This is a genomic window from Marinobacter sp. SS21 (genome assembly GCF_028369065.1).
Taxonomy (GTDB): Bacteria; Pseudomonadota; Gammaproteobacteria; order Pseudomonadales; family Oleiphilaceae; genus Marinobacter.
This window is the reverse complement of the sequence record NZ_JAQNDA010000010.1, coordinates 24,126-46,428: the sequence shown is the minus strand read 5'-3', so window position 1 is coordinate 46,428 and position 22,303 is coordinate 24,126. Positions and strand designations below refer to the sequence as shown.

Below are 22,303 nucleotides of genomic sequence, written 5' to 3'. Positions count from 1 at the left end.
TGGTGCAAGTCTACAGTTTGCTGAGCCGAAAAACGCTTTCCGTGGCCCGGTGCAGTCCCTTGCGCTTGGCAAAGGGGCTATCCGGCGGCATGTCCTGCTTCAGCAGCAACTCCACATCGTAGTCCTCCCCATACAGCGCTCGTACCTCTTCATCGCTGACGTTGAACGGGGGGCCTTTGACGTCCTCGTTCTGGTAGTCCAGGGTGAGCAGCAAAATGTGGGTACTGTCCGGGAGCACCGCGGTCAGGTGCTCGACATAGCGCTTGCGCATCGGGGCCGGCAAGGCGATCAGAGCGGCGCGGTCGTACACCAGGCGCACGTTCTTCACGTCCTCGGGAACCAGTTGGAAGAAATCGCCGCACCACAACTCCAGGGTGTCGTGTCGGAACTTAATAAACGGTTCACCGGGGTGAACGGAGGCTTTCTCCTCGGCCTCGGTGAAGAAGTCTTTGCAGGCAATCTCGCTCAACTCAATGCCGATCACCGGATGCCCAAGGTCGTTCAACCACCACATGTCGTGGGCCTTGCCGCACAGGGGCACCAGCACGGTGTCATCGTTGCTGCCGTCGACCACAATGGACCAGTGGTCATGGAGGAATTGGTTGACGCTGCCCTCATGAAAACCGATTTCGCTGTTGGCCCATCGGTTATGCCAGAATTCGTGTTCCATGGCCGTTCTCTTCGCTGGGGGTGAAACGCGCCGCTGAACCCGGCCGGACCCATGGGGTATCACCTCGCGTCCTGGCCAACCGCAGGCAGGCGTCAGCGGAAAGCCCGGGCGTCGACTGCCGGTGTGTTCAGCGCCTGTCTCAATGAGTGTAATCTACTGACAGAAAGTTGAAACCCTGGATTGTCCTGGCGCCTGTTCAGTCAGCTGAGCAGTCAGCTGTTCGGGCACTAAAGCAACATGCTGCGTAACAATGCGAGATAAGGAAGCTCTATGAAAGCGGTTTTCCTGGATGCCAAGACGTTGGGGGCCGATGTGAGCCTGGAGCCGATCGAACGGGTGGTCGATCAGCTGATGATCCACGAGCGAACCCATGCGGATCAGGTGTTAGCCCGGCTCAAAGGGTACGACACCGTACTCACCAACAAGGTTGTTCTCACTCGGGCTCATTTTGAGGCCTGTCCGGAGCTCAAGTTGGTGGCGGTGGTGGCCACCGGCGTCAATAATGTGGACCTGGAGGCCGCCCGCGACCACGGCGTTCGCGTGGTGAATGTGGTGAACTACGGCCGCTCCACCGTGGCTCAGCACACCATGACGCTGATGCTGGCGCTTGCCACCCGGCTCCTGGACTACCATCGCGATGTGCGGGACGGAAGGTGGGCGGCCAGCGATATGTTCTGCCTGATGGGACACCCGATTATGGAGCTGGAGGGCCGTACCCTGGGGATCGTCGGTTACGGCGATCTGGGGCAGGGCGTGGCGGCCCGGGCACGGGCCTTCGGTATGAACGTCCTGTTGGGATGTCGGCCCGGCCAGCCGCGGGGCGAAGTGGACGGCTATCCGCGATTGCCGCTGGCCGAGCTGTTGCCCAAGGTGGACGTGCTGTCCCTGCATTGCCTGCTGACCGAGGACACTCGGCACCTGATTGGCGCCGAGCAGCTGAAGCAGATGCAGCCCCATGCGCTGCTCATCAATACCAGTCGCGGTGGTCTGGTGGACGAGCAGGCGCTGGCGGAGGCGCTGCGATCCGGCACCATCGGCGGCGCCGGCTTCGACGTTTTGAGCGAGGAGCCGCCTCGCAACGGTAACCCCTTGCTGGCCGACGATATCCCCAATCTGATCCTGACGCCGCATTCGGCCTGGGCCAGCCAGGAGGCGCGGCAGCGTATCGTCTGGATCACCGCCGGTAACCTGGAGGGCTTCCGGGCCGGCACCAATGCCCACTATGTGGTGTAAGAGGGCCGCAGCGGTTAAAGAGGACTGCATGTGGTTTGAGAGGACTGCCTGTGGTTTGAGTCGACGACAGGTGGCGTGAGTCGACTATCCTAGAGGCCAGACAGTAAGCATTACACCCCATTTGCGCGTGAACAGGACAAATCGTGACCTCCAGTCAATTCAAAGACCGGCTCAACGCCGTTGAACAATGGATTCTTGCCAACCCCAACCCGCCCCAGCATCGCCCTTGGACCTGGCTCTACACCTTGGGCCGCACCGTCTATGCGCTGGGGCGGGATCTGCTGCTGGGTAATCTGACCCTGCATGCCATGAGCCTGGTGTACACCACGTTGCTCAGCATTGTCCCGCTGCTGGCGCTGAGCTTCTCCGTGCTCAAGGCCATGGATGTCCACCAGAAGATGGAGCCGTTCCTGTTCCAGTTCTTTGAGCCGATGGGACCGCAGGGCATTGAATTGGGCAACCGGATACTCGAGTTCGTCGACAACATGAAGGTGGGGGTGCTCGGGTCGGTGGGGCTGGGTCTGTTGGTCTATACGGTCATCTCGCTGGTACAGAAGATCGAGCGGTCGTTCAATGTGATTTGGCGCGTGCCAGACATGCGCTCCATGGCGCAGCGCTTCAGTAACTACCTCAGTGTGATCATGATCGGGCCGCTGTTGATGGTGTCCGCGGTGGGAATGACCGCCACCATTTTGTCCTCCACCTTCGTCCAGGGCCTGATGGCCATCGAGCCGTTCGGCTCGCTGATCCTGGCGGTGAGCCGACTGATGCCGTTTTTCCTGGTGGTGGGGGCGTTCACCTTTGTCTATGTCTTCATGCCCAATACCCGGGTCAAACTCAGGTATGCTTTCGTCGGGGGCTTGCTGGCAGGAATAACCTGGCAGGCCGGCAGCATGCTGTTTGCGTCCTTTGTGGCGGGTTCCGCGAAATACGCCGCCATCTATTCCAGCTTCGCCATCGGTATCATTCTGCTGATCTGGGTGTATGTGAACTGGATGATCCTGTTGCTGGGTTCCAGCATAGCGTTCTATCTGCAAAACCCGGGGGCAATTGCCAAGCGATACCGGGTCCGTTCCTCCGCCGAGCTGCAGGAGAACGTGGCTCTGGTAATGATGTGGCTGGTTTGTAAGCCCTTCAGTGAGGGACGTCCAGCGCCCCAGCAGGAGGCGCTGGAGTCCCGGTTGCGGGTGCCGGCGGAGGTGACCCGGCAGGTGAGCGACAAACTGATCCGGGCCGGGTTGCTGTCATTGGCGGGGGGCACTGGCGACTTGCTGGTGCCGGCGCGTTCTTTGGATCTGATTACCGTTGAGGACGTGTTGCGCACGGTGCGACGGGATGACGATGGCGTCACCGACCGGCTTCCCCGGGTGTTACCGGCGTCACTGTTGAATCGCCCCATCGTCAGCGGCTCGATCACCTTCGATCGGTTGTTGAAAGAAGACCAGCAGGCACCGACGGAGTGAGCCTTAGTTGCCTTCTCGAAGGGATTTTAGCAAGGTCTGGTGAACCGACTGGAACTGCGCTTCGGTCAACGCCAGTAACCCCAGCAGTTCGGTTTCGCCCATGTTGCGCTGGTGGGAATGGCGCAATATCTCTCGGGTTCCGAGGATGATGCCGTCGTTCAGCGGGGCGTCCGGTTTGCGGGGAACCGGGCGTTCGGCTTCCAGCAGATAGGCAGAATAACGGGGTGGCAGGTTCCAGTGGTTGGCGATGTGTTGGCTGATGTCCCAGGCGTGGAGCTGCAGTGCCTGCTGAATCACCGACGGGCGGATGTCAGGGCTTGCCTGTGCGCTGCGGTAGATGCGCAGCGTTTCCCGGTGCAAGGTGAGATAGGAGAGCGCGGGTAACAGTCCGACGAGGAAGTAGGCGCTGCCGTCCTTGTTCTGGATCTGGGCGATCAGCTCCGCGGCACGCCCACAGCAGAGCCCCCAGTGCCAGGCACGTTGCGCGAACAACGCTTCGCCGCTGTTTCGAGCCGCCATCATTCGGCGCAGTAGGGTCGCCGAAATGATGTTGCGAATACCGTTGATGCCAAGCATAAAGACCGCTTTGTCCACCGAGTCGATGGCGTCCTCCCCGGGGCGGAAAAAGGGGCTGTTAGCCATGATCAGGAGCTGATCGGATAGCTCAGAGTCCTGTAGCAGGATGTCCGATATTTCCTGGCGGCTGACGTTGGGGTCTGCCAAGGCCCGCAGTAGCATTGGTAAGGTCTCGGGTTGCTGCGGCAGTTCATCCAGCGTGCCCTGCTGTACCCGATTGGCGAGCTTCGTCAGCACCGCGTGAGCATCGCCGTTGTTAGGCGTCAGTGCCGACGGTGGGGAGTCCAGCAGCCAGCAGAACAGGTGTTGTTCCAGCTTGTGCAGTGTGGCAGTGCCGGTAACCGGGTTGATGGTGCTGGACGCGGCCGGGTTGAGCAAACGCGAGCCGGTGGGTGGCGGAGCCCCCTGTTTACTGCCGAACAGTTCTGAAATCCAGGATAGTAAACCTGGCATGAAACGCCCTCCCCGAACTGGTAACCCGCCCAGCTATGGCTGGGCGGGGCAGTGGTTCCAGATTGACTTTGGGGAAGTATAGATGTCGTTCAGAATAAATTCAGAGACTGGCCGAAGACAAAGATGAACTGACCGGCACCGGCGACAAATCCCAGGAAAGCGCCGACCATGATCAGCTTGATCTCATCTTCCTGGAAGCAGGGTCGCAGCAAGTCCTGGAATTCCTCGGAAGACAGCGCCACCATCCGCTCCACCATAATGGATTCCACCGCCCGGGCGCGGTCCTGCTCGAACACTGGGTTGTTGAACGAGGTGCGGGAGATTTCCAGGGCCTTCTCGCCAACCTGGTTTTTCAGGGTGGCAAAGCCGGTGGCACCGAAGGCCATCTGGGTCAGGGCCTTGCCCATGCCGGCGGTTTCGTCCACCAGTGGCTTGATGTGTTTCCTCACCATGTTCTGGGCGCGCTCACCGTTAGGGCCATTGAGGACGGCATTGATGATGTTGCCGACGGTGAGGATTTCGTGGGTGACGATGTGGCAAAACGAGTGGGCGACCTCGGTCTGGCGTCGCAGGAACAGGCCCTGGATTTTGACGGGTCCCACTTTTTTGGGGTGTAGCGGCCGGAAAATCACGTTAAGCGCGATCCAGTTGGTAGCCCAGCCCACCAGCAAACCGAAAATCGGCAGTACCCACCAGCTCTGGTAAAAGTACCAGACGCCCATCTGAATGAGCCCGAACAGGAATCCAAAGTAGAGCCCGGAGTTGACGATGAAGCGGAACTCCACCTCGCCACACTCCAGGAAAATGCGGTTGAGCAGGCGCTTGTCGCTCGCCAGCCGCTCGATGACCATGCCCTTGATGTCCAGCAGGCCTTCGATGTTATCGGTCAGATCGTCCACCAGGTTGTCCACCAGCTGCGGCGTGGCCTTGCGAACCCGGTCATAGACCATGCGCCGGGCGGACATGGGCAGGTTCTCCCAGAAGGTGGGATACTCGGTCAGCATCATCTCATCGACGTATTCTTCAACGCGGGGAAGAACCGAAGACACCGTATGCGCCGCCAGCACCTTGGGGTCGATTTGCTCGAAAATCTCCTGCACGGTGCCGATCTTGGAGATGGTGGCGTCAACGCTGATGGCGGCCATCTTTCTGGCCTTGGAGGGGATGATGCCTTGCCAGCCCCAGATGGGGCGCTTGCCGATGAATTCGAGGGGGTAGAACGTCATCTTGATGGCCAGCCAGTTGGTGGACCAGCCGATCAACGCGGCAATGACCGGAATACTGAGGTACTGCCAGAATTCAGCTTGATAAAAAATATTCGTCATCCGGAACTCGCGTGTCGTTTTATCGTTTTGATTTTATTGGAGCTAAAGACCGAGCCGGTCCGGTCAAAAGCGCGCCTCGCCAAGTATGGGTTCCTGAAGCAACCGCTGGATAATGTTGCCGACTGTTAATATTGTCAATGACTGGGGTGCCGATAAAGACTGGCGTTACTGCCTGGCAACGTCTCAGTCGCATGCTGGCGGCGGGCCAAAATCCCCCCACAGCCATTGGCATACCGCCATGGCCGCCACCGGCGCGGTTTCGGTGCGCAGTACCCGTGAGCCCAGGGTGGTCGGCAGGAAGCCCGCCCGTTCCGCCGCGTCGATTTCAGCCTCGGACAAGCCGCCTTCGGGGCCGATTAATAGCGCCACTTCGTCCGGTCTGGCCAGGCTGGCCAGGGACTGGCTGGCGCGATGGTGAAGCACCAGCCGCACGGCCAGCGCCCGGGTGTGCTCAAACCATTGCTCCAGGGTCATCACCGGCAGGATCTCCGGCACCCGGGCGCGGCCACACTGCTCAGCGGCACTGATTGCCACCGCCTGCCAGTGGCGCACGCGCTTCTCTTCCCGGTCGCCTTTTAGGCGAACGTCGCAACGCTCAGTGACCAAGGGGGCGATGGCAGATACGCCCATTTCCACGCTTTTTTGAATGGCGTAGTCCATGCGGTCGCCCTTGGACAGGGTCTGGCCCAGAACCAGGCGTAGCGGTGATTCGCTGTGGTTCGGTTGGGGCTCTGCCACGGTGACGCTGACTCGGCGTTTGCCGACCTCAGTGATGGTGGTCGGGTAATCGTAACCGTCACCGTTGAACAGCAGCAGGGCCTGGCCCACCTGCATGCGCAGAACCCGGCCAACGTGCTGGGATGCCTGTTCGTCCAGATCGACGCTGGCGCCGGCGGCCAGTGCCACCGGAGTGTGGATGCGGGGCGTCCTCATCGCTCAGTCCCTGATGGCAATTTCGATGCCCTCGGTGGCGACCTGGGCCAGATGGCGGATCTGCTCCTCGGTGATGACATAGGGCGGCATAAAGTAGACGACGTTGCCCAATGGCCGCAGCAGAGCCTGGCGGGTCAGGGCGTGCTGGTACACCCGGATGCCCCGGCGCTCCTGCCAGGGGAAGGGGGTCTTGCTGGCCTTGTCCTTGACCATCTCGACGGCCAGCGTCATGCCGTGCTGACGGATGTCGCCAACATGGGGGTGGTCGGCCAGATGGGCCACCGATTCCGCCATGCAGGCGGACAGCCGGCGATTGTTTTCGATCACCTGGTCGTCGCGGAATATATCCAGCGTGGCCAGCGCCACCGCGCAGCCAATGGGATTGCCGGTGTAACTGTGGGAGTGCAGGAAGGCGCGCAGGGTTTCGTAGTCGTCGTAGAAGGCGTTGTACACGGTGTCGGTGGTCAGCACCACCGAAAGCGGCAGGTAACCGGCGGTCAGTCCCTTGGACAGGCACATGAAGTCGGGGGTAATGCCGGACTGCTCGCAGGCGAACAGGGTGCCGGTGCGGCCGAAGCCCACCGCGATTTCATCGGCAATCAGGTGAACGTCATAGCGGTCACAGGCTTCCCGCAATTTGGTGTGGTAAATCGGGTGGTGCATGCGCATGCCGCCGGCGCACTGGATCAGCGGCTCTACCACCACCGCGCAGATCTCTTCGTGCTGCTCGGCAAGGATTTTCTCCATCGCCTCAAATTGGCGCAGGGCATACTGCTCGTCGGTTTCACCCGGCTCCTTGTTGAAGGCGTCCGGCGACGGTGCGGTGATGACTTCCATCAGCAGCGGCTGGTAGGTGTCCTTGTACAGCGCAACGTCCCCCAGCGCCAGTGCGCCGAGGGTCTCACCGTGGTAGCTGTTACTCAGGTTGACGAAGTTCTTCTTACCCGGTTTGTCGTGGTTCTTCCAGTAGTGATAGCTCATTTTCAGCGCCGCTTCGATGGCGGAAGAACCATTGTCGGCGTAGAAGCACTTGTTCAGTCCCGGCGGGGTGATCTCCACCAGCCGCTCGGACAGGTTGACCACCGGCTCATGACTGAAGCCGGCGAGGATTACGTGCTCCAGCTTGCCAATCTGTTCCTGGATGGCGGCATTGATCCGGGGGTTGGCGTGTCCAAACAAGTTGACCCACCAGGAGCTGACGGCGTCGATGTAGCGGTTGTCCTCAAAATCTTCCAGCCAGACGCCTTCGCCACGCTTGATGGGAATCAGTGGCAGGCTTTCGTGGTCTTTCATTTGTGTGCATGGGTGCCAGACAAACTTGAGGTCTCTCGCGACCAAGTCGGCATTGCGCATGGTGATCTCTCCTGTCGGCTTCTTTACTCAAGAGTGCGACCGATCTTACTACGCCGCCACCGGATAGCCCGGTTCGTGGCATTAGACATTGGTGGCGGTCGGTCGCAACCGGTCTCAGGCTGTGGTCTGATAGCGAGCCCCAATCATACTGAGGTGATCCCGACTTTTACACCTTGACGGAACGCGGGGGGAAATGCTGGCTACAATGCCAGCGTTACCTGACCTAGCGGCCAATGTCCGGATTTGCTCAGCGCAGGAAAATCATTCAATAAGAAGATTCGGAGGCCGCTATGGAGCTGGAAGTAACACACGCCTATGACTCGAGCCTTGATCGAGTGCTGGGTGCCTTTTTCAATGAGCAGCACATTCTGCAGAAGAATGCGGATGTGGGGGCTCGTAATGTGCATGTCGACGAGTGCAATCGTTCCGATCAGACCGGAAAGCTGGTGATTTCCAGAGAGGTGCGCAGCGCCCGGGAAGTGCCAGGCATTCTCGCCAGCTTCCACAAAGAGTGGAATCGGGTCCGGCAGGAGGAACACTGGTTCCGTAAAGATGATAACGAGTGGCACTGTGAATTTCGCGTCCACATCGAAGGCGTGCCCGCCAAAATCAAGGGCAACATGCGCCTGCAGGGTCACCAGAATAACTGTATCAACTACGTGACGCTCAGCGTCCGCTGCGATCTGCCGCTGATCGGCAAGAAAGTGGCCAAATTCCTGCTGGAGGACTCCCGGCTCAAGATTGAGCGGGAACACGCCGCCAGCTGCGCCCTGCTGTACGCGGCACAGGCCTGACGGGGCTTTATAAGGGGCGGTCAGCCAAAGCTGGCTGGCCCGCTCAGTGGCTAAGTACCCGGGACAGGAACGCCTGGGTGCGCTCGTTCTGCGGATTGTCGAACACCGCGTCTGGCTGGCCCTGTTCCACAATCTGGCCTTCATGGATGTAGATCACCCGGTCGGCCACTTCCCGGGCGAAGCCCATCTCATGGGTGACCACCATCATGGTCATACCCTCCTTGGCCAGTTCCCGCATCACGTCCAGAACTTCCCCGATCATTTCCGGATCCAGCGCCGATGTAGGCTCATCAAACAGCATCAGTCGTGGTTCCATGGCCAGGGCCCGGGCAATGGCCACCCGTTGCTGCTGGCCCCCGGAGAGCTGGGATGGGTACTTCTCCGCCTGGTTGCCGATGCCGACCCGGTCCAGCAAGCGCAGGGCGGTCTTTTCCGCATCCGCCTCACGGGTGCTCTTGACCTTGATCGGTGCCAGCATAATGTTGCGTTTTACCGTGAGATGCGGGAACAGGTTGAACTGCTGGAAAACCATGCCTACCTCTTTGCGGATCGCGGACAGCGACCTCTGATTGCCGCCCCTGGGCGCAAGCGAGCGGTTGTCCACGGTAAGCTGACCTGACTCGAACTCTTCGAGGCCATTCACGCAGCGAATCAGGGTGGACTTGCCGGAGCCGCTGGCGCCGATGATGACCACCACCTCGCCGGATTCCACCGTCAGTTCAATATCCTTGAGGACATGGAGGCTGCCAAAGTACTTGTTCATGCCCTGCATTTTTACGATGTGTGCCATGGTGACGGTTTCCTCACGCAGAGCCCAGGCCGCGGCGTTCGAAGAAGCGCAGCACCAGCGACAGCGACAGGGTGATGATCAGATACAGCACCGCCACCGCAAAATAGACCTCAAAGGCGGTAAAGGTATTGGCGATGTAGACCTGGCCCTGGCGCACCAGTTCGCCTACGCCAATCACCGAAAACAGCGACGTGTCCTTGATGCTGACGATGGCCTGGTTGCCCAGGGGGGGAATCATCCGTCGAAACGCCTGAGGCCAGATAATTGCCCAGAAGGTCTGGCTGCGGGACAGACCCAGCGACAGTCCGGCTTCGGTCTGCCCCCGGTCGATGGACTGCACGCCGCCCCGGACCACTTCGGAAATGTAGGCGCCAGAGTTCAGTGCAATCGCGGCAATGCCGGCCACCAGTGGATGGATGGGGGCGCCGATAATGTCAGGTAGACCGTAAAAGATAAACAGTACCTGCACCAGGATCGGTGTGCCGCGGAAGACCTCGATGTAGGCCGTGGCCGGCCATTTCAGGGCGCGGTGCTTATTGAGGCTGAGCAGGCCGAAAAGAATGCCCAGGACAAACCCGATGGCCAGACCGCCGAATGAGATCAGCAGGGTGTAGGGGATGCCTTTCAGCAGAAAGGGAAGGGAATTGATGGCCGCCTGCCAGTCAAATTCGAACTGGAACTCCACGAGTGGTCTCTCCCAGGGCCGATGGTGTGGTGGCGCCGGCTTGGCGAGTGGTTGGGTGACCTGGCCCGCCGCTTGTGCCTCCGGCGCTCAAGCGCTGGCCGTTATTCCGGCATCGGGCCGAACCACTTCTCATAGATGGCTTTGTAGGTACCATCTGCCTTGATGCTGGCGAGTGCCTCATTGACCTTGTCCAGCCACTCGCTGCCCTGTTTGAGGGCAATGCCATACTGCTGGCCTTCGTAGAGGGGGCCGATGGTTTTGACCCGGCCTTCGCCCCGGGTTCGAGCAAAGTAGCCGACGTTGGGGGCGTCGTAGAACACCGCATCCACTGCACGGGACATCAGCGCCATGTACATGTCGGAGCTGCCGGGATACGGCGTGACGCCGTCGTTGTCTGCCAGGTTGGATACCAGAAAGTCGTAGCTGGTGCTGCCGATCTTGGTGCCGATCTTGGCGCCTTCCAGATCTTTCAGTTCATTTACATCATCGTTGCTTTCCCGCACCAGAATACGCAGGCCGGAGTCGTAATAAGGGTCGGAGAAGTCGACGATCTGTTCCCGTTCCTCAGTGATGGTAATGCCTGCGATGGCAATGTCCACGTTGCCGGTTTGCAGGGCCGGGATGATGCCGTTGAAATCCATGGTTTGCAGCGCGTAATCAAAACCGGCGCGTTTGGCGACCTCCGCGAGGATCTCCATATCGAACCCGATCATCTCGCCGGTATCCTGATCCATCATTTCGAACGGCACGAAACTCGGGTCGGTAACCACTCGCAGGGTCTCCGCCTGGGTGTTGCCCGCTGCCACGATTAGGGCAGACGCGGTGAGTGCTTTCAGCCAATTGTTCATCATGGGGGCTCCTCGTCTTACTCGTCTGGACCCTGAGGGGTCTACAGAATAGGTGCGTCGTTTTCAGTCTAGACTACGGGAGCAAGGGTGACGGGAAACCAAGGTCTTGGTGAGCGGGCACAGCGGCTGTGTCGGGAGAGAGAGGGACCGGCTGTCCCGGGGTGGCCAGCCGGTGGAAGGTGATCAGAAGGCGATTTTTTCGCCTTGATCAATGCCCAGGTTCTGCCAGATGTTGATGCTGGGTTCGGCCTGGTTGAGGGTGTAGAAGTGCAAGCCGGGAGCGCCGGCAGCCAGCAGTTTCTGGCACATCTCGGTCACCACTTCTTCGCCGAATTTGCGAATGCTGGCGGAGTCGTCACCGTACGCTTCCAGCTGTTTGCGAATCCAGCGGGGAATTTCAGCGCCGCACATCTCGGAGAAACGCACCAGATTGGAGAAGTTGACGATGGGCATGATGCCCGGAACCACCGGAATGGTGACCCCCAGCTGCTCCAGCCGGTCGATGAAGTAGAAATAGCTGTCCGCATTGAAGAAGTACTGGGTAATGGCACTGTTGGCCCCAGCCTCAACCTTGCGGGCGAAGTTCTTCAGGTCTTCCTCGGCGTTGCGGGCCTGGGGATGGAATTCCGGATAGGCCGCCACCTCAATGTTGAAGGCATCGCCACTGTGCTCACGGATGAAGCTGACCAGCTCGTTGGCGTAGCGCAGCTCGCCGGCCGCGCCCATGCCTGAGGGCAGGTCGCCTCGTAACGCGACAATGCGGTTGATACCGTTATCGCGGTACAGGTCCAGCAGCTCGGCAACGCTCTCCCGGGTGCCACCCACGCAGGACAGGTGCGGCGCGGTGGAGATGCCCTGCTGGTGCAGGTTGACGACGGTTTCCAGGGTGCGGTCGCGGGTGGAACCGCCGGCACCGAAGGTGACCGAGAAAAAGTCCGGGTTCACGGCGGCCAGGCGGTCACGGACCGCCTGAAGTTTTTCCTTGCCCTGCTCGGTCTTCGGCGGGAAGAACTCGAAACTGAATCGGCGTTTGAACTGTTTTTGGGACTGCATGTTACGTCTCCGGGGTCAGCAATCAGTACTTGTAGCTTTCCGGCTTGTACGGGCCTTCAACCGGTACACCGATGTATTTGGCTTGCTCCGGGGTCAGTTTGGTGATCACGCCACCAAAGCCTTCCACCATCGCCCGGGCCACTTCTTCATCCAGCTGCTTGGGCAGTACTTGAACATAGACGCCCTTGGCCTTGGCGTCCTCCGGCAGGTCGGCAAACTTGCGCTCGAACAGGTACATCTGCGCCAGCACCTGGTTGGCGAAGGAGCCATCCATGATCCGTGACGGGTGACCGGTGGCGTTGCCCAGGTTCACCAGGCGACCTTCGGACAGCAGGATCAGATGGTCGTTGCTGGCCTTGTCGCGGTAGACGATGTGTACCTGCGGTTTGACCTCTTCCCACTCCCAGTTCTTGCGCATGAAGGCGGTGTCGATTTCGTTGTCGAAGTGGCCGATGTTGCACACCACGGCGCCGGACTTCAGGGCCTTGAGCATGTTGTCGTCACAGACGTTGAAGTTGCCGGTGGTGGTGACCAGCAGGTCGGTGGTGCCCAGCAAGTCCCTGTTCACCCCGGTTTCGGTGCCGGTGTTGACGCCGTCAATGTACGGTGACACCACTTCGAAGCCGTCCATGCACGCCTGCATGGCGCAGATCGGGTCGGCCTCCGTGACCTTAACAATCATGCCTTCCTGACGCAGGGAGGCAGCGGAGCCCTTGCCCACATCACCATAGCCGATCACCAGTGCCTTCTTGCCGGCCATCAGGTGGTCGGTGCCGCGCTTGATGGCGTCGTTGAGGCTGTGACGGCAGCCGTACTTGTTGTCGTTCTTGGACTTGGTAACGGCGTCGTTGACGTTGATCGCCGGCACTTTCAGTGTGCCCTCGCGGAGCATCTCCTGCAGGCGGTGAACGCCGGTGGTGGTTTCTTCGGTAACACCGTGGCAGTTGGCCAGGATGGTCTGGTATTTGTCGTGGAGCAGGGCGGTGAGGTCGCCGCCGTCGTCCAGGATCATGTTGGGTTCCCAGCCGTCAACGTCGGCGCCGACGGTACGTTCCAGACACCATTCGTATTCTTCCTCGGTTTCGCCCTTCCAGGCGAAGACCGGAATGCCCTGGGCCGCGATCGCGGCGGCGGCGTGGTCTTGGGTGGAGAAGATGTTGCAGGAGGACCAGCGCACGTTGGCGCCCAGTTCCACCAGGGTTTCGATCAGTACGGCGGTCTGGATGGTCATGTGGATGCAGCCCAGGATGTTGGCGCCTTTCAGCGGCTGCTCACTTTTGTATTTGTTGCGCAGGGCCATTAGAGCCGGCATCTCGCCTTCGGCAATCTGGATTTCCTTGCGGCCGTAGTCGGCGAGGGAAATGTCGCGGACTTTGTAATCCTGGTTGGCGTTCAGTTGTTCTGCCGGAGTGCTCATGGTGTTCTCCTGTCAGTGTCTTTGGCGTTGGAGTGCGTTCTCCATTGCCTCAAGTCTGGGTGTTTCGGTGGTGGGGGATACCTGCCCCGGAACCGCTACAAGCACCCCTGCGGGGTCCAGTCGGCAATCATAGATTGCCGCCGTTCGGCTGCGCACAAAGCGATGCTTTGTAAGCGCTTGCCTCACCCATGTGCGCTTGACTCCGGCCATCCCTGGCCTCCGACATTCCGGGGCAGGTATCCCCCACCACCTCGATCGAACTTTTGGTGATGGCTGTCTAACAGCATTCCAAACGTAAAAATGAGTTTGGAGAAGCTGTCTCCGCTGTGGAAAGCGGTGGTGAGGTAAGGCCTTTGCGGACTATTGGAGGCCATGGATGGCCGGAAATAAGCGTACAGGGATGTACCCGCAGCGTGTCCGCAAAGGCCTTACCTCAGCGCCGCCACCCCAATAAGGTGGCGGGCTGGGTAATCGTTTTTAAATCCCGGCAGCGTCCTTCAGGGCCGCAACCTTGTCGGTCTTCTCCCACGGGAAGGCCGTGAAGGTATCGCCGTTCACAGTCATCTCGTAAGGATCGCGACCGAAGTGGCCGTAAGCCGCGGTGGCCCGGTACATCGGGTGCAGCAGGTCCAGCATGCGGGTGATGGCGTACGGACGCAGGTCGAAGTGGTCGCGGACCAAAGCGATGATCTGGTCGTCGCCGATTTTGCCGGTGCCGAAGGTGTTGATGGAGATGGAGGTGGGCTCCGCCACACCGATGGCGTAGGACACCTGGATCTCACACCGGTCCGCCAGACCAGCGGCAACGATGTTCTTGGCCACGTAGCGACCGGCGTAGGCGGCGGAACGGTCCACCTTGGAGGGGTCCTTGCCGGAGAACGCACCACCACCGTGACGGGCCATGCCGCCGTAAGTGTCAACAATGATCTTGCGGCCGGTCAAACCGCAGTCACCCACCGGACCACCGATCACGAACTTGCCGGTTGGGTTGATGTGGAATTTGGTGTCTGCGTGCAGCAGCTCGGCCGGGATCACGTGCTTGACGATCAGCTCCATCACCGCTTCTTGCAGGTCCGCCTGGCTTACTTCTTCGTCGTGCTGGGTGGACAGTACAACGGCGTCGATGCCGGTAACGATACCGTTCTCGTAGCGGCAGGTGACCTGGCTCTTGGCGTCCGGGCGCAGCCAGGGCAACAGACCGCTCTTGCGGGCTTCGGCCTGGCGCTCTACCAGACGGTGGGCGTAGCAGATGGGGGCCGGCATCAGCACGTCGGTCTCGTTGCTGGCGTAGCCGAACATCAGGCCCTGATCGCCTGCACCCTGGTCTTCCGGCTTCTGCCGGTCAACGCCCTGGGCGATGTCGACAGACTGCTTGCCGATGATGTTGATAACGCCGCAGGTGTCGCCGTCAAATCCAACCCGGGAAGAGGTGTAGCCGATGTCCTTGATGACGGAGCGTACCAGCTCTTCCAGGTCGACCCAGGCGGAGGTGGTGATCTCGCCGCCAACGATTGCCACACCGGTTTTAACCAGCGTTTCGCAGGCAACACGGGCGTGGGGGTCTTCCTGCAGGATGGCATCCAGTACCGCGTCGGAAATCTGGTCGGCCAGCTTGTCCGGGTGGCCTTCAGAGACCGATTCAGATGTAAAGATGCTGTAGTCAGACATAGTTTTGGCTCCTGTATGAGCGGTTACGCGTCGGTCGGCTGTCGTTGCCACCGGAATCCAATGGGTTATGGGTTGGTGATTGTATATCAAAAAAAATTGATATGGTTAAAAAAGGTTCGGTTTTTTTAACTGGAGCCGGTCGATTTCCAGAACTCCCGTACTTGAATCTGGAAGCCATTGCGCAACCCGATAAACAGGGACTCTCCGCAAGTCAGTCCGGCGTCTTCGGCCCAGGCAGTGAGCTCTTCCGGCTCAAAGCCCAGCCACAGATCGCCACAGTTGTGCTTGGCCCAGTCCTGGTCGTGGCTGCACAGGTCACTGATCACAAAGCAGCCGTCCGCATTCATCAGCGCCGCCGCATCGAGAAAGATGTCCGCTGGGCTCGGCACATGGTGCAGAACCATGTTGGCCACCACCAGATCGAACGCATCGCCTCTGGCCAGCAGGGTGTCGGTGACACCTTCAATCAGGTCCACATTGTTGAGGTGCTCGTCGATGCAGGTTCGCGTTGCCTTGGCGAGCATGTCCCGGGAGTTGTCCAAGGCCACCACGTGCTCGAAAGTTTCCGACAGCATCGGGAGAAAGCCGCCTTCTCCGGGGCCAATTTCCAGGGCAATGCGCCAGTTCTGTCGCGCCGCCCGCTGGCGCACCAGTTCCGCGGTGGGCTCGGCGTACAGTTCAAAGGCCGCAATCAGCTCTTGTTGTTCACGGAACTGTTCGGCGTGCCGGGAAAAAAAGGCCTGGGATTGCTCGGCACGTTGGTCCCGGATTGCCTCAATCCTGTCCTGCAGGGGCTGAGGTAGGGGGACCAGATCCACCGTCTCGAAGATCTGGCGGATGGTCCGGTCAGTCAGGGTGTCGCTGTCCAGGTGCAAGGGGCGACGGTAGAAGATTGCATTGCCTTCCCGCTGGGGCTCCAGCAGTCCGGCCTTGTTCATGACCTTGAGGTGATGGCTCATGCCGGACTGGCGCATATCGAACAGCTGGCTCAGCTCCAGTACCCCAAAGGTGTCCCGGCGCAGCACTCGCAAAATTTCCAGGCGCAGCGCATCGCCGCAGGCCTTGTAAATGGGCGCAAGAGTGTCGATGGTGGCCGGTGTCGCCATGTTTGGGATTGTCGCTATTGAGGTCATGGGAGAGGAGTGTAGACCGGCAGAAGCGGTCAGGCAATGGCCATATCAAAAAATATTGATATAGATTTCCTGTGTGCGCGAAGATGTGCGCGAATCGGTCGAATTGACAACCGCAAGGGCCTGGCCTGGCGTCTCTCGGTTTTCCGATTTGCCCCCGCGCCTAGTAATCGGCGAAAATACGCGCCTATTTTTTTCTTACTCATTTTAAAGTCAGTGGAGAACAGTCAATGCCGTCTCGCAAAGATCTCGCCAACGCCATTCGCGCGCTGAGCATGGATGCGGTGCAGAAAGCCAAATCCGGCCACCCGGGCGCGCCCATGGGTATGGCGGATATCGCCGAGGTGCTGTGGAATGAGTACCTGAGCCACAACCCGGCCAACCCGGAGTGGATCAACCGTGACCGCTTTGTCATGTCCAACGGCCATGGCTCCATGCTGGTCTATTCCCTGCTGCACCTGAGCGGTTACGACGTTTCCATCGACGACTTGCAGAACTTCCGTCAGCTGCACTCCAAAACCCCGGGCCACCCGGAGTTCGGATATACGCCTGGCGTTGAAACCACCACTGGCCCACTCGGCCAGGGCATCGCCAACGCGGTTGGTTTTGCCCTGGCGGAAAAGGCGTTGGCGGCTCAGTTCAACCGTCCTGGCCACAACATCGTGGATCATTACACTTACGCCTTCCTGGGTGATGGCTGTCTGATGGAAGGCATCTCCCATGAGGTGTGCTCCCTGGCCGGTACCCTGGGCTTGGGCAAGCTGGTGTTCTTCTACGACGACAACGGCATCTCCATCGACGGTGAAGTGGACGGCTGGTTCACCGATAACACCCCGCAGCGGTTTGAGTCCTACGGCTGGCAAGTCATTCCGGCGGTGGACGGCCACGACGCCGAGGCGGTTCGGCAGGCCATCGAGCAGGCCCGCGCCAATACCGATCAGCCGACCCTGATCTGCTGCAAGACCATCATCGGATTCGGCTCGCCCAACAAGCAGGGCACGGAAAGCTGCCACGGCGCGCCGTTGGGGGATGACGAGATCGCCCTGGCCCGGGAGAACCTGGGCTGGCATCACGGCCCGTTCGAAGTGCCGGACGACATCTATGCTGGCTGGGACGGCCGTGAGAAAGGCGGGGCAGCCGAGCAGGCCTGGAACGAGACCTTTGCCGCCTATGAAAAGGCCGAGCCGGAACTGGCCGCTGAGTTCAAACGTCGCATGGCCGGAGACCTGCCGGCGGATTTCGCCGACAAGGCCGACGCCTACATTCGCCAATGTCAGGACAAGGGCGACACCATCGCCAGCCGCAAGGCGTCCCAGAACGCCCTCAACGCCTACGGTCCGTTGCTGCCGGAATTCATGGGCGGTTCCGCCGACCTGGCCGGTTCCAACCTGACCATCTGGGAAGGCAGCAAGGGCCTGACCCGGGACGACGCCAGCGGTAACTACATTTATTACGGTGTGCGCGAATTCGGCATGTCCGCCATCATGAACGGCATCGCCCTGCATGGCGGCTTCGTGCCTTACGGTGCCACTTTCCTGATCTTCATGGAATACGCGCGCAACGCGGTGCGCATGGCGGCGCTGATGAAGCAGCGTTCCATCTTTGTGTTCACCCACGATTCCATCGGTCTGGGCGAAGACGGTCCGACCCACCAGCCCATCGAACAGCTGGCCAGCCTGCGGACCACCCCGAACATGAGCACCTGGCGTCCGGCGGATGCGGTTGAGTCAGCGGTGGCCTGGAAGACGGCGATCGAGCGCAAAGACGGTCCGACGGCGATGGTGTTCTCCCGCCAGGGACTGCCGCATCAGGCTCGGGACGATCAGCAGCTGGCGAATGTGGCCAAGGGCGGTTATGTGTTGTCTGACAGCGACGGCACGCCGGAACTGATCCTGATTGCCACCGGTTCCGAAGTGGGCCTGGCCCAGGACGCGGCGGCGGTTCTGCGAGAGGACGGCCGCCAGGTGCGGGTGGTCTCCATGCCGTCCACCGACGTGTTTGACGCCCAAAGCGCCGACTACAAGCAGCAGGTGCTGCCGTTGGAGGTGTCCAACCGCATCGCCATCGAAGCCGCCATCGAAGACTACTGGTACAAGTACGTGGGCCTCGATGGCCGTGTCGTGGGCATGAGCACCTTTGGTGAGTCGGCGCCGGCCGGTGAACTGTTCAAGGAATTCGGCTTCACCGTGGACAACGTATTGGCGGTGGCCCGGGAGCTGCTGGAAGACTGATGTCCGCCAAGGCGCCCTATCGAGTTGCCATTAATGGCTACGGCCGCATCGGCCAGTGCGTGTTGCGCGCACTGTACGAGGGCGGCTTTCGTGACCGCTTGCGGGTGGTTGCCATCAATGAGCTCTCGGACCTCGACACCATCGCCCATCTGACCCGCTACGATTCCACCCACGGCCGGTTCCGGGGCGAGGTGGCGGTGGCTCAGGACCGGCTTCTGGTCAACGGTGACCCGATTGCTGTCGTCAGCTGCCGCGAGCCCGCCGAGCTGCCCTGGCGGGAGCTGGGCATTGATCTGGTGCTGGAATGCTCCGGCGCGTTCTCGGATCGCGCCACCGCTCAGGCCCACCTCGATGCGGGCGCCAGGCGCCTGCTGTTTTCCCAGCCTGCGGAGGCGGATGTCGATAGAACGGTGGTGTTCGGGGTTAACGAGGACTCACTGACCTCCGCCGATCAGATTGTTTCCAATGCCTCCTGTACCACCAATTGCATTGTCCCGGTGATTCGGGTGCTGGATGAGGCCCTGGGCGTGGAGCAGGGGGTGACCACCACGATCCATGCGGCCATGAACGACCAGCCGGTCATCGACGCCTACCACCACCACGATCTGCGCCGCACCCGCAGTGCCTTGCAGAACATTGTGCCGGTGGATACCGGGCTGGCGCGGGGTATCGAGCGGTTGCTGCCTAACATGAAGGATCGCTTCAGCGCCGTGGCGATGCGGGTGCCAACGACCAATGTATCCGCCATCGATATGACGTTGAATGTGCGCCGGGAAACCTCCGTGGCTGAGGTAAACGAATTGCTCCAGCAGGTGGCGCAGGGGAGTTTGAAAGGCATCCTTGGCTACACCGATGAGTTGCTGGCCAGTTCCGATTTCAACCACGACGCCCATTCCGGCGTGGTGGATGGTGGCCAGACCCGGGTGACCGGCGGCCGCATGGTGAAGGTGCTGTGCTGGTTTGATAATGAGTGGGGCTTTGCCAATCGGATGCTGGATGTCAGCCGAAGCTGGCTGGAATTGAGTTAGATATAGCCCTCAATCTTGGGTGGTTAGCGCGGTCAGGGAGCCTCTTCCCCAGACACGCTACGAGTACATTCATGTACGCTCGTCCGTGGCCATCCATGGCCACAGACGGTCTGGGAAAGGGGCTCCCTGCCCACGCTGTTAGGCGTTGCGGCATGCTTTTCCAAGAAATTTGACGTAAACACTGAACATAGTTGAAGAGACGACCTTATGGCCATCAAGAAAATGACCGATCTGGACCTCGCCGGTAAGCGCGTACTGATCCGGGAAGACCTGAACGTACCCGTCAAAGACGGCAAAGTGACCAGTGACGCCCGCATTCGCGCCTCGCTGCCGACCATCAAGGCCGCCCAGGAAGCCGGGGCCAAGGTTATGCTGATGTCCCATCTGGGCCGTCCGGAAGAGGGCGTCTACGACGAAGCTTCCTCCATGAAGCCGGTGGCCGAGCATCTGTCCGGTCTGCTGGGGCAGGACGTGCGCCTGGTGCAGGACTACCTGGACGGCGTGGACGTGGCCGATGGTGAGGTGGTGCTGTTCGAGAACGTCCGTTTCAACGAGGGCGAGAAGAAGGACGACGAAACCCTGTCCAAGCAATACGCCGCCCTCTGCGATGTCTACGTGATGGATGCCTTCGGCACCGCTCACCGTGCCCAGGCCTCTACCCATGGTGTCGCCCGTTTCGCTCCGCAAGCCTGTGCCGGTCCGCTGCTGGCGGCGGAGCTGGACGCTCTCGGCAAGGCCCTGGACAATCCGGCCAAGCCGGTGGTGGCCATCGTTGGCGGCTCCAAGGTGTCCACCAAGCTCGACGTCCTCAATGCCCTGTCCCAGATCTGTGACCAGCTGATCGTCGGTGGCGGCATCGCCAACACCTTCCTGGCGGCGGCAGATCACCCAGTGGGCAAATCCCTGTGTGAGCACGATCTGCTCGACACCGCCAAGGCCATAGCTGCCAAGGTGAACATCCCACTACCGAGCGACGTAGTGGTTGCCAGCGAATTCGCCGAGACAGCCGAAGCCACCACCAAGACCATCGCCGAGGTCGCCGAGGGCGATATGATTTTGGACGTAGGCCCGCAGACCGCTGCCCAGTTCGCCGAACTGCTGAAGTCCGCCAAGACCATTCTGTGGAACGGTCCGGTTGGCGTTTTCGAGTTCGACCAGTTTGGCAACGGCACCAAGGCGCTGGCGGATGCCATCGCCCAGAGTGATGCCTTCTCCCTGGCCGGTGGTGGCGACACCGTTGCGGCGGTGGATAAGTACGGTGTGAATGACAAGATTTCCTATATTTCCACGGGCGGCGGCGCCTTCCTCGAGTTTGTCGAAGGCAAAGTACTGCCCGCCGTTGCTGTATTGGAAGAGCGCGGCGCCTAAAGTCGTTAGGTGCCAGGCCGTTAGGTGCCCAGCGCAGACTGGGCTCCACAAAAGCTTCGAACCGATTGAGTTTCATTTAAGGAGAGTGCCCCATGGCCCTGATTTCGATGCGCCAGATGCTGGACCACGCCGCTGAGCGTGGGTACGGAGTCCCCGCGTTTAACGTGAACAACCTTGAGCAGATGCGTGCCATCATGGAAGCGGCGGACAGAACCGACTCGCCAGTGATCGTGCAGGCCTCTGCCGGTGCCCGCAATTACGCCGGTGCGCCGTTCCTGCGCCACCTGATCCTGGCGGCGATTGAGGAATTCCCCCATATCCCGGTGGTCATGCACCAGGACCACGGCACCAGCCCTGCGGTCTGCCAGCGCTCCATCCAGCTGGGCTTCAGCTCGGTGATGATGGACGGCTCCCTGGGCGAGGACGGCAAGACCCCGACCTCCTATGAGTACAACGTCGATGTCACCCGCCGCACCGTGGAAATGGCGCACGCCTGTGGCGTGTCCGTGGAAGGTGAGCTGGGTTGCCTGGGCTCATTGGAGACCGGCATGGCCGGTGAAGAAGACGGTATCGGCGCCGAAGGCAAGCTGGATCACAGCCAGATGCTGACAGATCCGGAAGAAGCGGCCGACTTCGTCAAGAAGACCAAGGTGGACGCCCTGGCCATCGCCATCGGCACCAGCCACGGCGCTTACAAGTTTACCCGTCCGCCCACCGGCGACATCCTGGCTATCGATCAGATCAAGGCCATTCACAAGCGCATTCCGGATACCCACCTGGTGATGCACGGTTCCAGCTCTGTGCCCCAGGACTGGCTGGCGGTGATCAACGAGTTCGGTGGTGAAATTCCGGAAACCTACGGTGTACCGGTTGAGGAAATCGTCGAAGGCATCAAGCACGGCGTGCGCAAGGTCAACATCGACACCGATCTGCGTCTGGCCAGCACCGGTGCCATCCGTCGTTTCCTGGCGCAGAACACCGCCGAGTTCGATCCCCGTAAATACCTGAAGGAATCCGTCAAGGCGATGACCGAGATCTGTATCGCCCGTTACGAGGCCTTCGGTACCGCCGGTAATGCCAGCAAGATCAAGGCGGTGAACCTGGAAACCATGTTCGAGCGTTACGCCTCCGGTGAGCTTGACCCGAAGGTGAACTGATCCCTCTCTGGGATCAGCGTTGTCCGGGGACAGACGGTGAGTCTGTCCCTTCCGTCAGAGGGGGACAGGTTTGCACACCTGTCCCCCTCTGACGTATCTGCCCCACCGGTGGTATTCCCGCCTTGTAA

At 60.4% G+C, this 22,303-nt stretch carries 19 protein-coding genes; 7 read left to right on the top strand and 12 right to left on the bottom strand.

The window, feature by feature from the left end; translation table 11 throughout:
- Positions 1 to 10: 10 nt before the first annotated feature.
- Positions 11 to 670: a thiopurine S-methyltransferase gene (gene tmpT / locus N6L25_RS13740; protein WP_271981343.1), complete on the bottom strand. Its 660-nt coding sequence runs from the start codon at positions 668 to 670 to the stop codon at positions 11 to 13.
- Positions 671 to 940: 270 nt separating this feature from the next.
- Here tmpT and N6L25_RS13735 point away from each other — a divergent pair, with 270 nt between their 5' ends.
- Positions 941 to 1,903, top strand: coding sequence for a D-2-hydroxyacid dehydrogenase (locus N6L25_RS13735; RefSeq protein WP_271981340.1), 963 nt, complete (start codon positions 941 to 943; stop codon positions 1,901 to 1,903).
- 143 nt (positions 1,904 to 2,046) lie between these two features.
- Positions 2,047 to 3,366 carry a YihY/virulence factor BrkB family protein gene (locus N6L25_RS13730; protein WP_271981338.1) on the top strand — a complete coding sequence of 440 codons (1,320 nt, stop codon included), beginning with the start codon at positions 2,047 to 2,049 and terminating at the stop codon, positions 3,364 to 3,366.
- A 3-nt stretch (positions 3,367 to 3,369) separates the two neighbouring features.
- On the opposite strand, the gene N6L25_RS13725 is transcribed toward N6L25_RS13730, so the two are convergent.
- The 4 genes from N6L25_RS13725 to N6L25_RS13710 form a co-directional block, all read right to left on the bottom strand.
- Complete coding sequence (locus N6L25_RS13725; protein WP_271981336.1) at positions 3,370 to 4,395, bottom strand: HDOD domain-containing protein; 1,026 nt, start codon at positions 4,393 to 4,395, stop codon at positions 3,370 to 3,372.
- An 89-nt stretch (positions 4,396 to 4,484) separates the two neighbouring features.
- Positions 4,485 to 5,720, bottom strand: a complete 1,236-nt coding sequence (locus N6L25_RS13720) for a DUF445 domain-containing protein (RefSeq protein ID WP_271981334.1) — start codon at positions 5,718 to 5,720, stop codon at positions 4,485 to 4,487.
- 183 nt (positions 5,721 to 5,903) lie between these two features.
- Complete coding sequence (locus N6L25_RS13715; protein WP_271981331.1) at positions 5,904 to 6,653, bottom strand: 16S rRNA (uracil(1498)-N(3))-methyltransferase; 750 nt, start codon at positions 6,651 to 6,653, stop codon at positions 5,904 to 5,906.
- Between the two features lie 3 nt (positions 6,654 to 6,656).
- A complete protein-coding gene (locus N6L25_RS13710) occupies positions 6,657 to 8,006 on the bottom strand; it encodes an adenosylmethionine--8-amino-7-oxononanoate transaminase (protein WP_271981329.1) in 1,350 nt (449 codons plus the stop codon).
- 290 nt (positions 8,007 to 8,296) lie between these two features.
- Here N6L25_RS13710 and N6L25_RS13705 point away from each other — a divergent pair, with 290 nt between their 5' ends.
- Positions 8,297 to 8,800 carry a DUF2505 domain-containing protein gene (locus tag N6L25_RS13705; RefSeq protein WP_271981327.1) on the top strand — a complete coding sequence of 168 codons (504 nt, stop codon included), beginning with the start codon at positions 8,297 to 8,299 and terminating at the stop codon, positions 8,798 to 8,800.
- 43 nt (positions 8,801 to 8,843) lie between these two features.
- Here the strand turns inward: N6L25_RS13705 and N6L25_RS13700 are convergent, their stop codons facing one another.
- The 7 genes from N6L25_RS13700 to N6L25_RS13670 all read right to left on the bottom strand — a co-directional run bounded on the left by N6L25_RS13700 (position 8,844) and on the right by N6L25_RS13670 (position 16,367).
- Entirely contained in the window at positions 8,844 to 9,590 is a 747-nt protein-coding gene (locus N6L25_RS13700) for an amino acid ABC transporter ATP-binding protein (protein ID WP_271981325.1), read from the bottom strand.
- A gap of 13 nt (positions 9,591 to 9,603) precedes the next feature.
- Positions 9,604 to 10,275 carry an amino acid ABC transporter permease gene (locus tag N6L25_RS13695; RefSeq protein WP_271981323.1) on the bottom strand — a complete coding sequence of 224 codons (672 nt, stop codon included), beginning with the start codon at positions 10,273 to 10,275 and terminating at the stop codon, positions 9,604 to 9,606.
- Between the two features lie 101 nt (positions 10,276 to 10,376).
- Positions 10,377 to 11,126 carry a transporter substrate-binding domain-containing protein gene (locus N6L25_RS13690; RefSeq protein WP_271981321.1) on the bottom strand — a complete coding sequence of 250 codons (750 nt, stop codon included), beginning with the start codon at positions 11,124 to 11,126 and terminating at the stop codon, positions 10,377 to 10,379.
- A 180-nt stretch (positions 11,127 to 11,306) separates the two neighbouring features.
- A complete protein-coding gene (gene metF, locus N6L25_RS13685; protein ID WP_271981319.1) occupies positions 11,307 to 12,176 on the bottom strand; it encodes a methylenetetrahydrofolate reductase [NAD(P)H] in 870 nt (289 codons plus the stop codon).
- Between the two features lie 22 nt (positions 12,177 to 12,198).
- Positions 12,199 to 13,593 carry an adenosylhomocysteinase gene (ahcY, locus tag N6L25_RS13680; RefSeq protein ID WP_271981317.1) on the bottom strand — a complete coding sequence of 465 codons (1,395 nt, stop codon included), beginning with the start codon at positions 13,591 to 13,593 and terminating at the stop codon, positions 12,199 to 12,201.
- A gap of 477 nt (positions 13,594 to 14,070) precedes the next feature.
- On the bottom strand, positions 14,071 to 15,261 hold the full coding sequence (gene metK / locus N6L25_RS13675) for a methionine adenosyltransferase (RefSeq protein WP_271981315.1): 1,191 nt from the start codon (positions 15,259 to 15,261) through the stop codon (positions 14,071 to 14,073).
- A 125-nt stretch (positions 15,262 to 15,386) separates the two neighbouring features.
- On the bottom strand, positions 15,387 to 16,367 hold the full coding sequence (locus N6L25_RS13670) for an ArsR/SmtB family transcription factor (RefSeq protein WP_442915248.1): 981 nt from the start codon (positions 16,365 to 16,367) through the stop codon (positions 15,387 to 15,389).
- A gap of 254 nt (positions 16,368 to 16,621) precedes the next feature.
- Between N6L25_RS13670 and tkt the strand changes: the two genes are divergently transcribed.
- The 4 genes from tkt (at position 16,622) to fba (ending at position 22,175) form a co-directional block, all read left to right on the top strand.
- A complete protein-coding gene (tkt, locus tag N6L25_RS13665) occupies positions 16,622 to 18,622 on the top strand; it encodes a transketolase (RefSeq protein WP_271981311.1) in 2,001 nt (666 codons plus the stop codon).
- Complete coding sequence (gene gap / locus N6L25_RS13660) at positions 18,622 to 19,650, top strand: type I glyceraldehyde-3-phosphate dehydrogenase (protein WP_271981309.1); 1,029 nt, start codon at positions 18,622 to 18,624, stop codon at positions 19,648 to 19,650. Before tkt ends, gap begins: the two co-directional genes overlap by 1 nt.
- A 207-nt stretch (positions 19,651 to 19,857) precedes the next feature.
- Complete coding sequence (locus tag N6L25_RS13655; protein WP_271981307.1) at positions 19,858 to 21,018, top strand: phosphoglycerate kinase; 1,161 nt, start codon at positions 19,858 to 19,860, stop codon at positions 21,016 to 21,018.
- A gap of 92 nt (positions 21,019 to 21,110) precedes the next feature.
- Complete coding sequence (gene fba / locus N6L25_RS13650; RefSeq protein ID WP_271981304.1) at positions 21,111 to 22,175, top strand: class II fructose-bisphosphate aldolase; 1,065 nt, start codon at positions 21,111 to 21,113, stop codon at positions 22,173 to 22,175.
- The last annotated feature ends 128 nt before the right edge of the window (positions 22,176 to 22,303 follow it).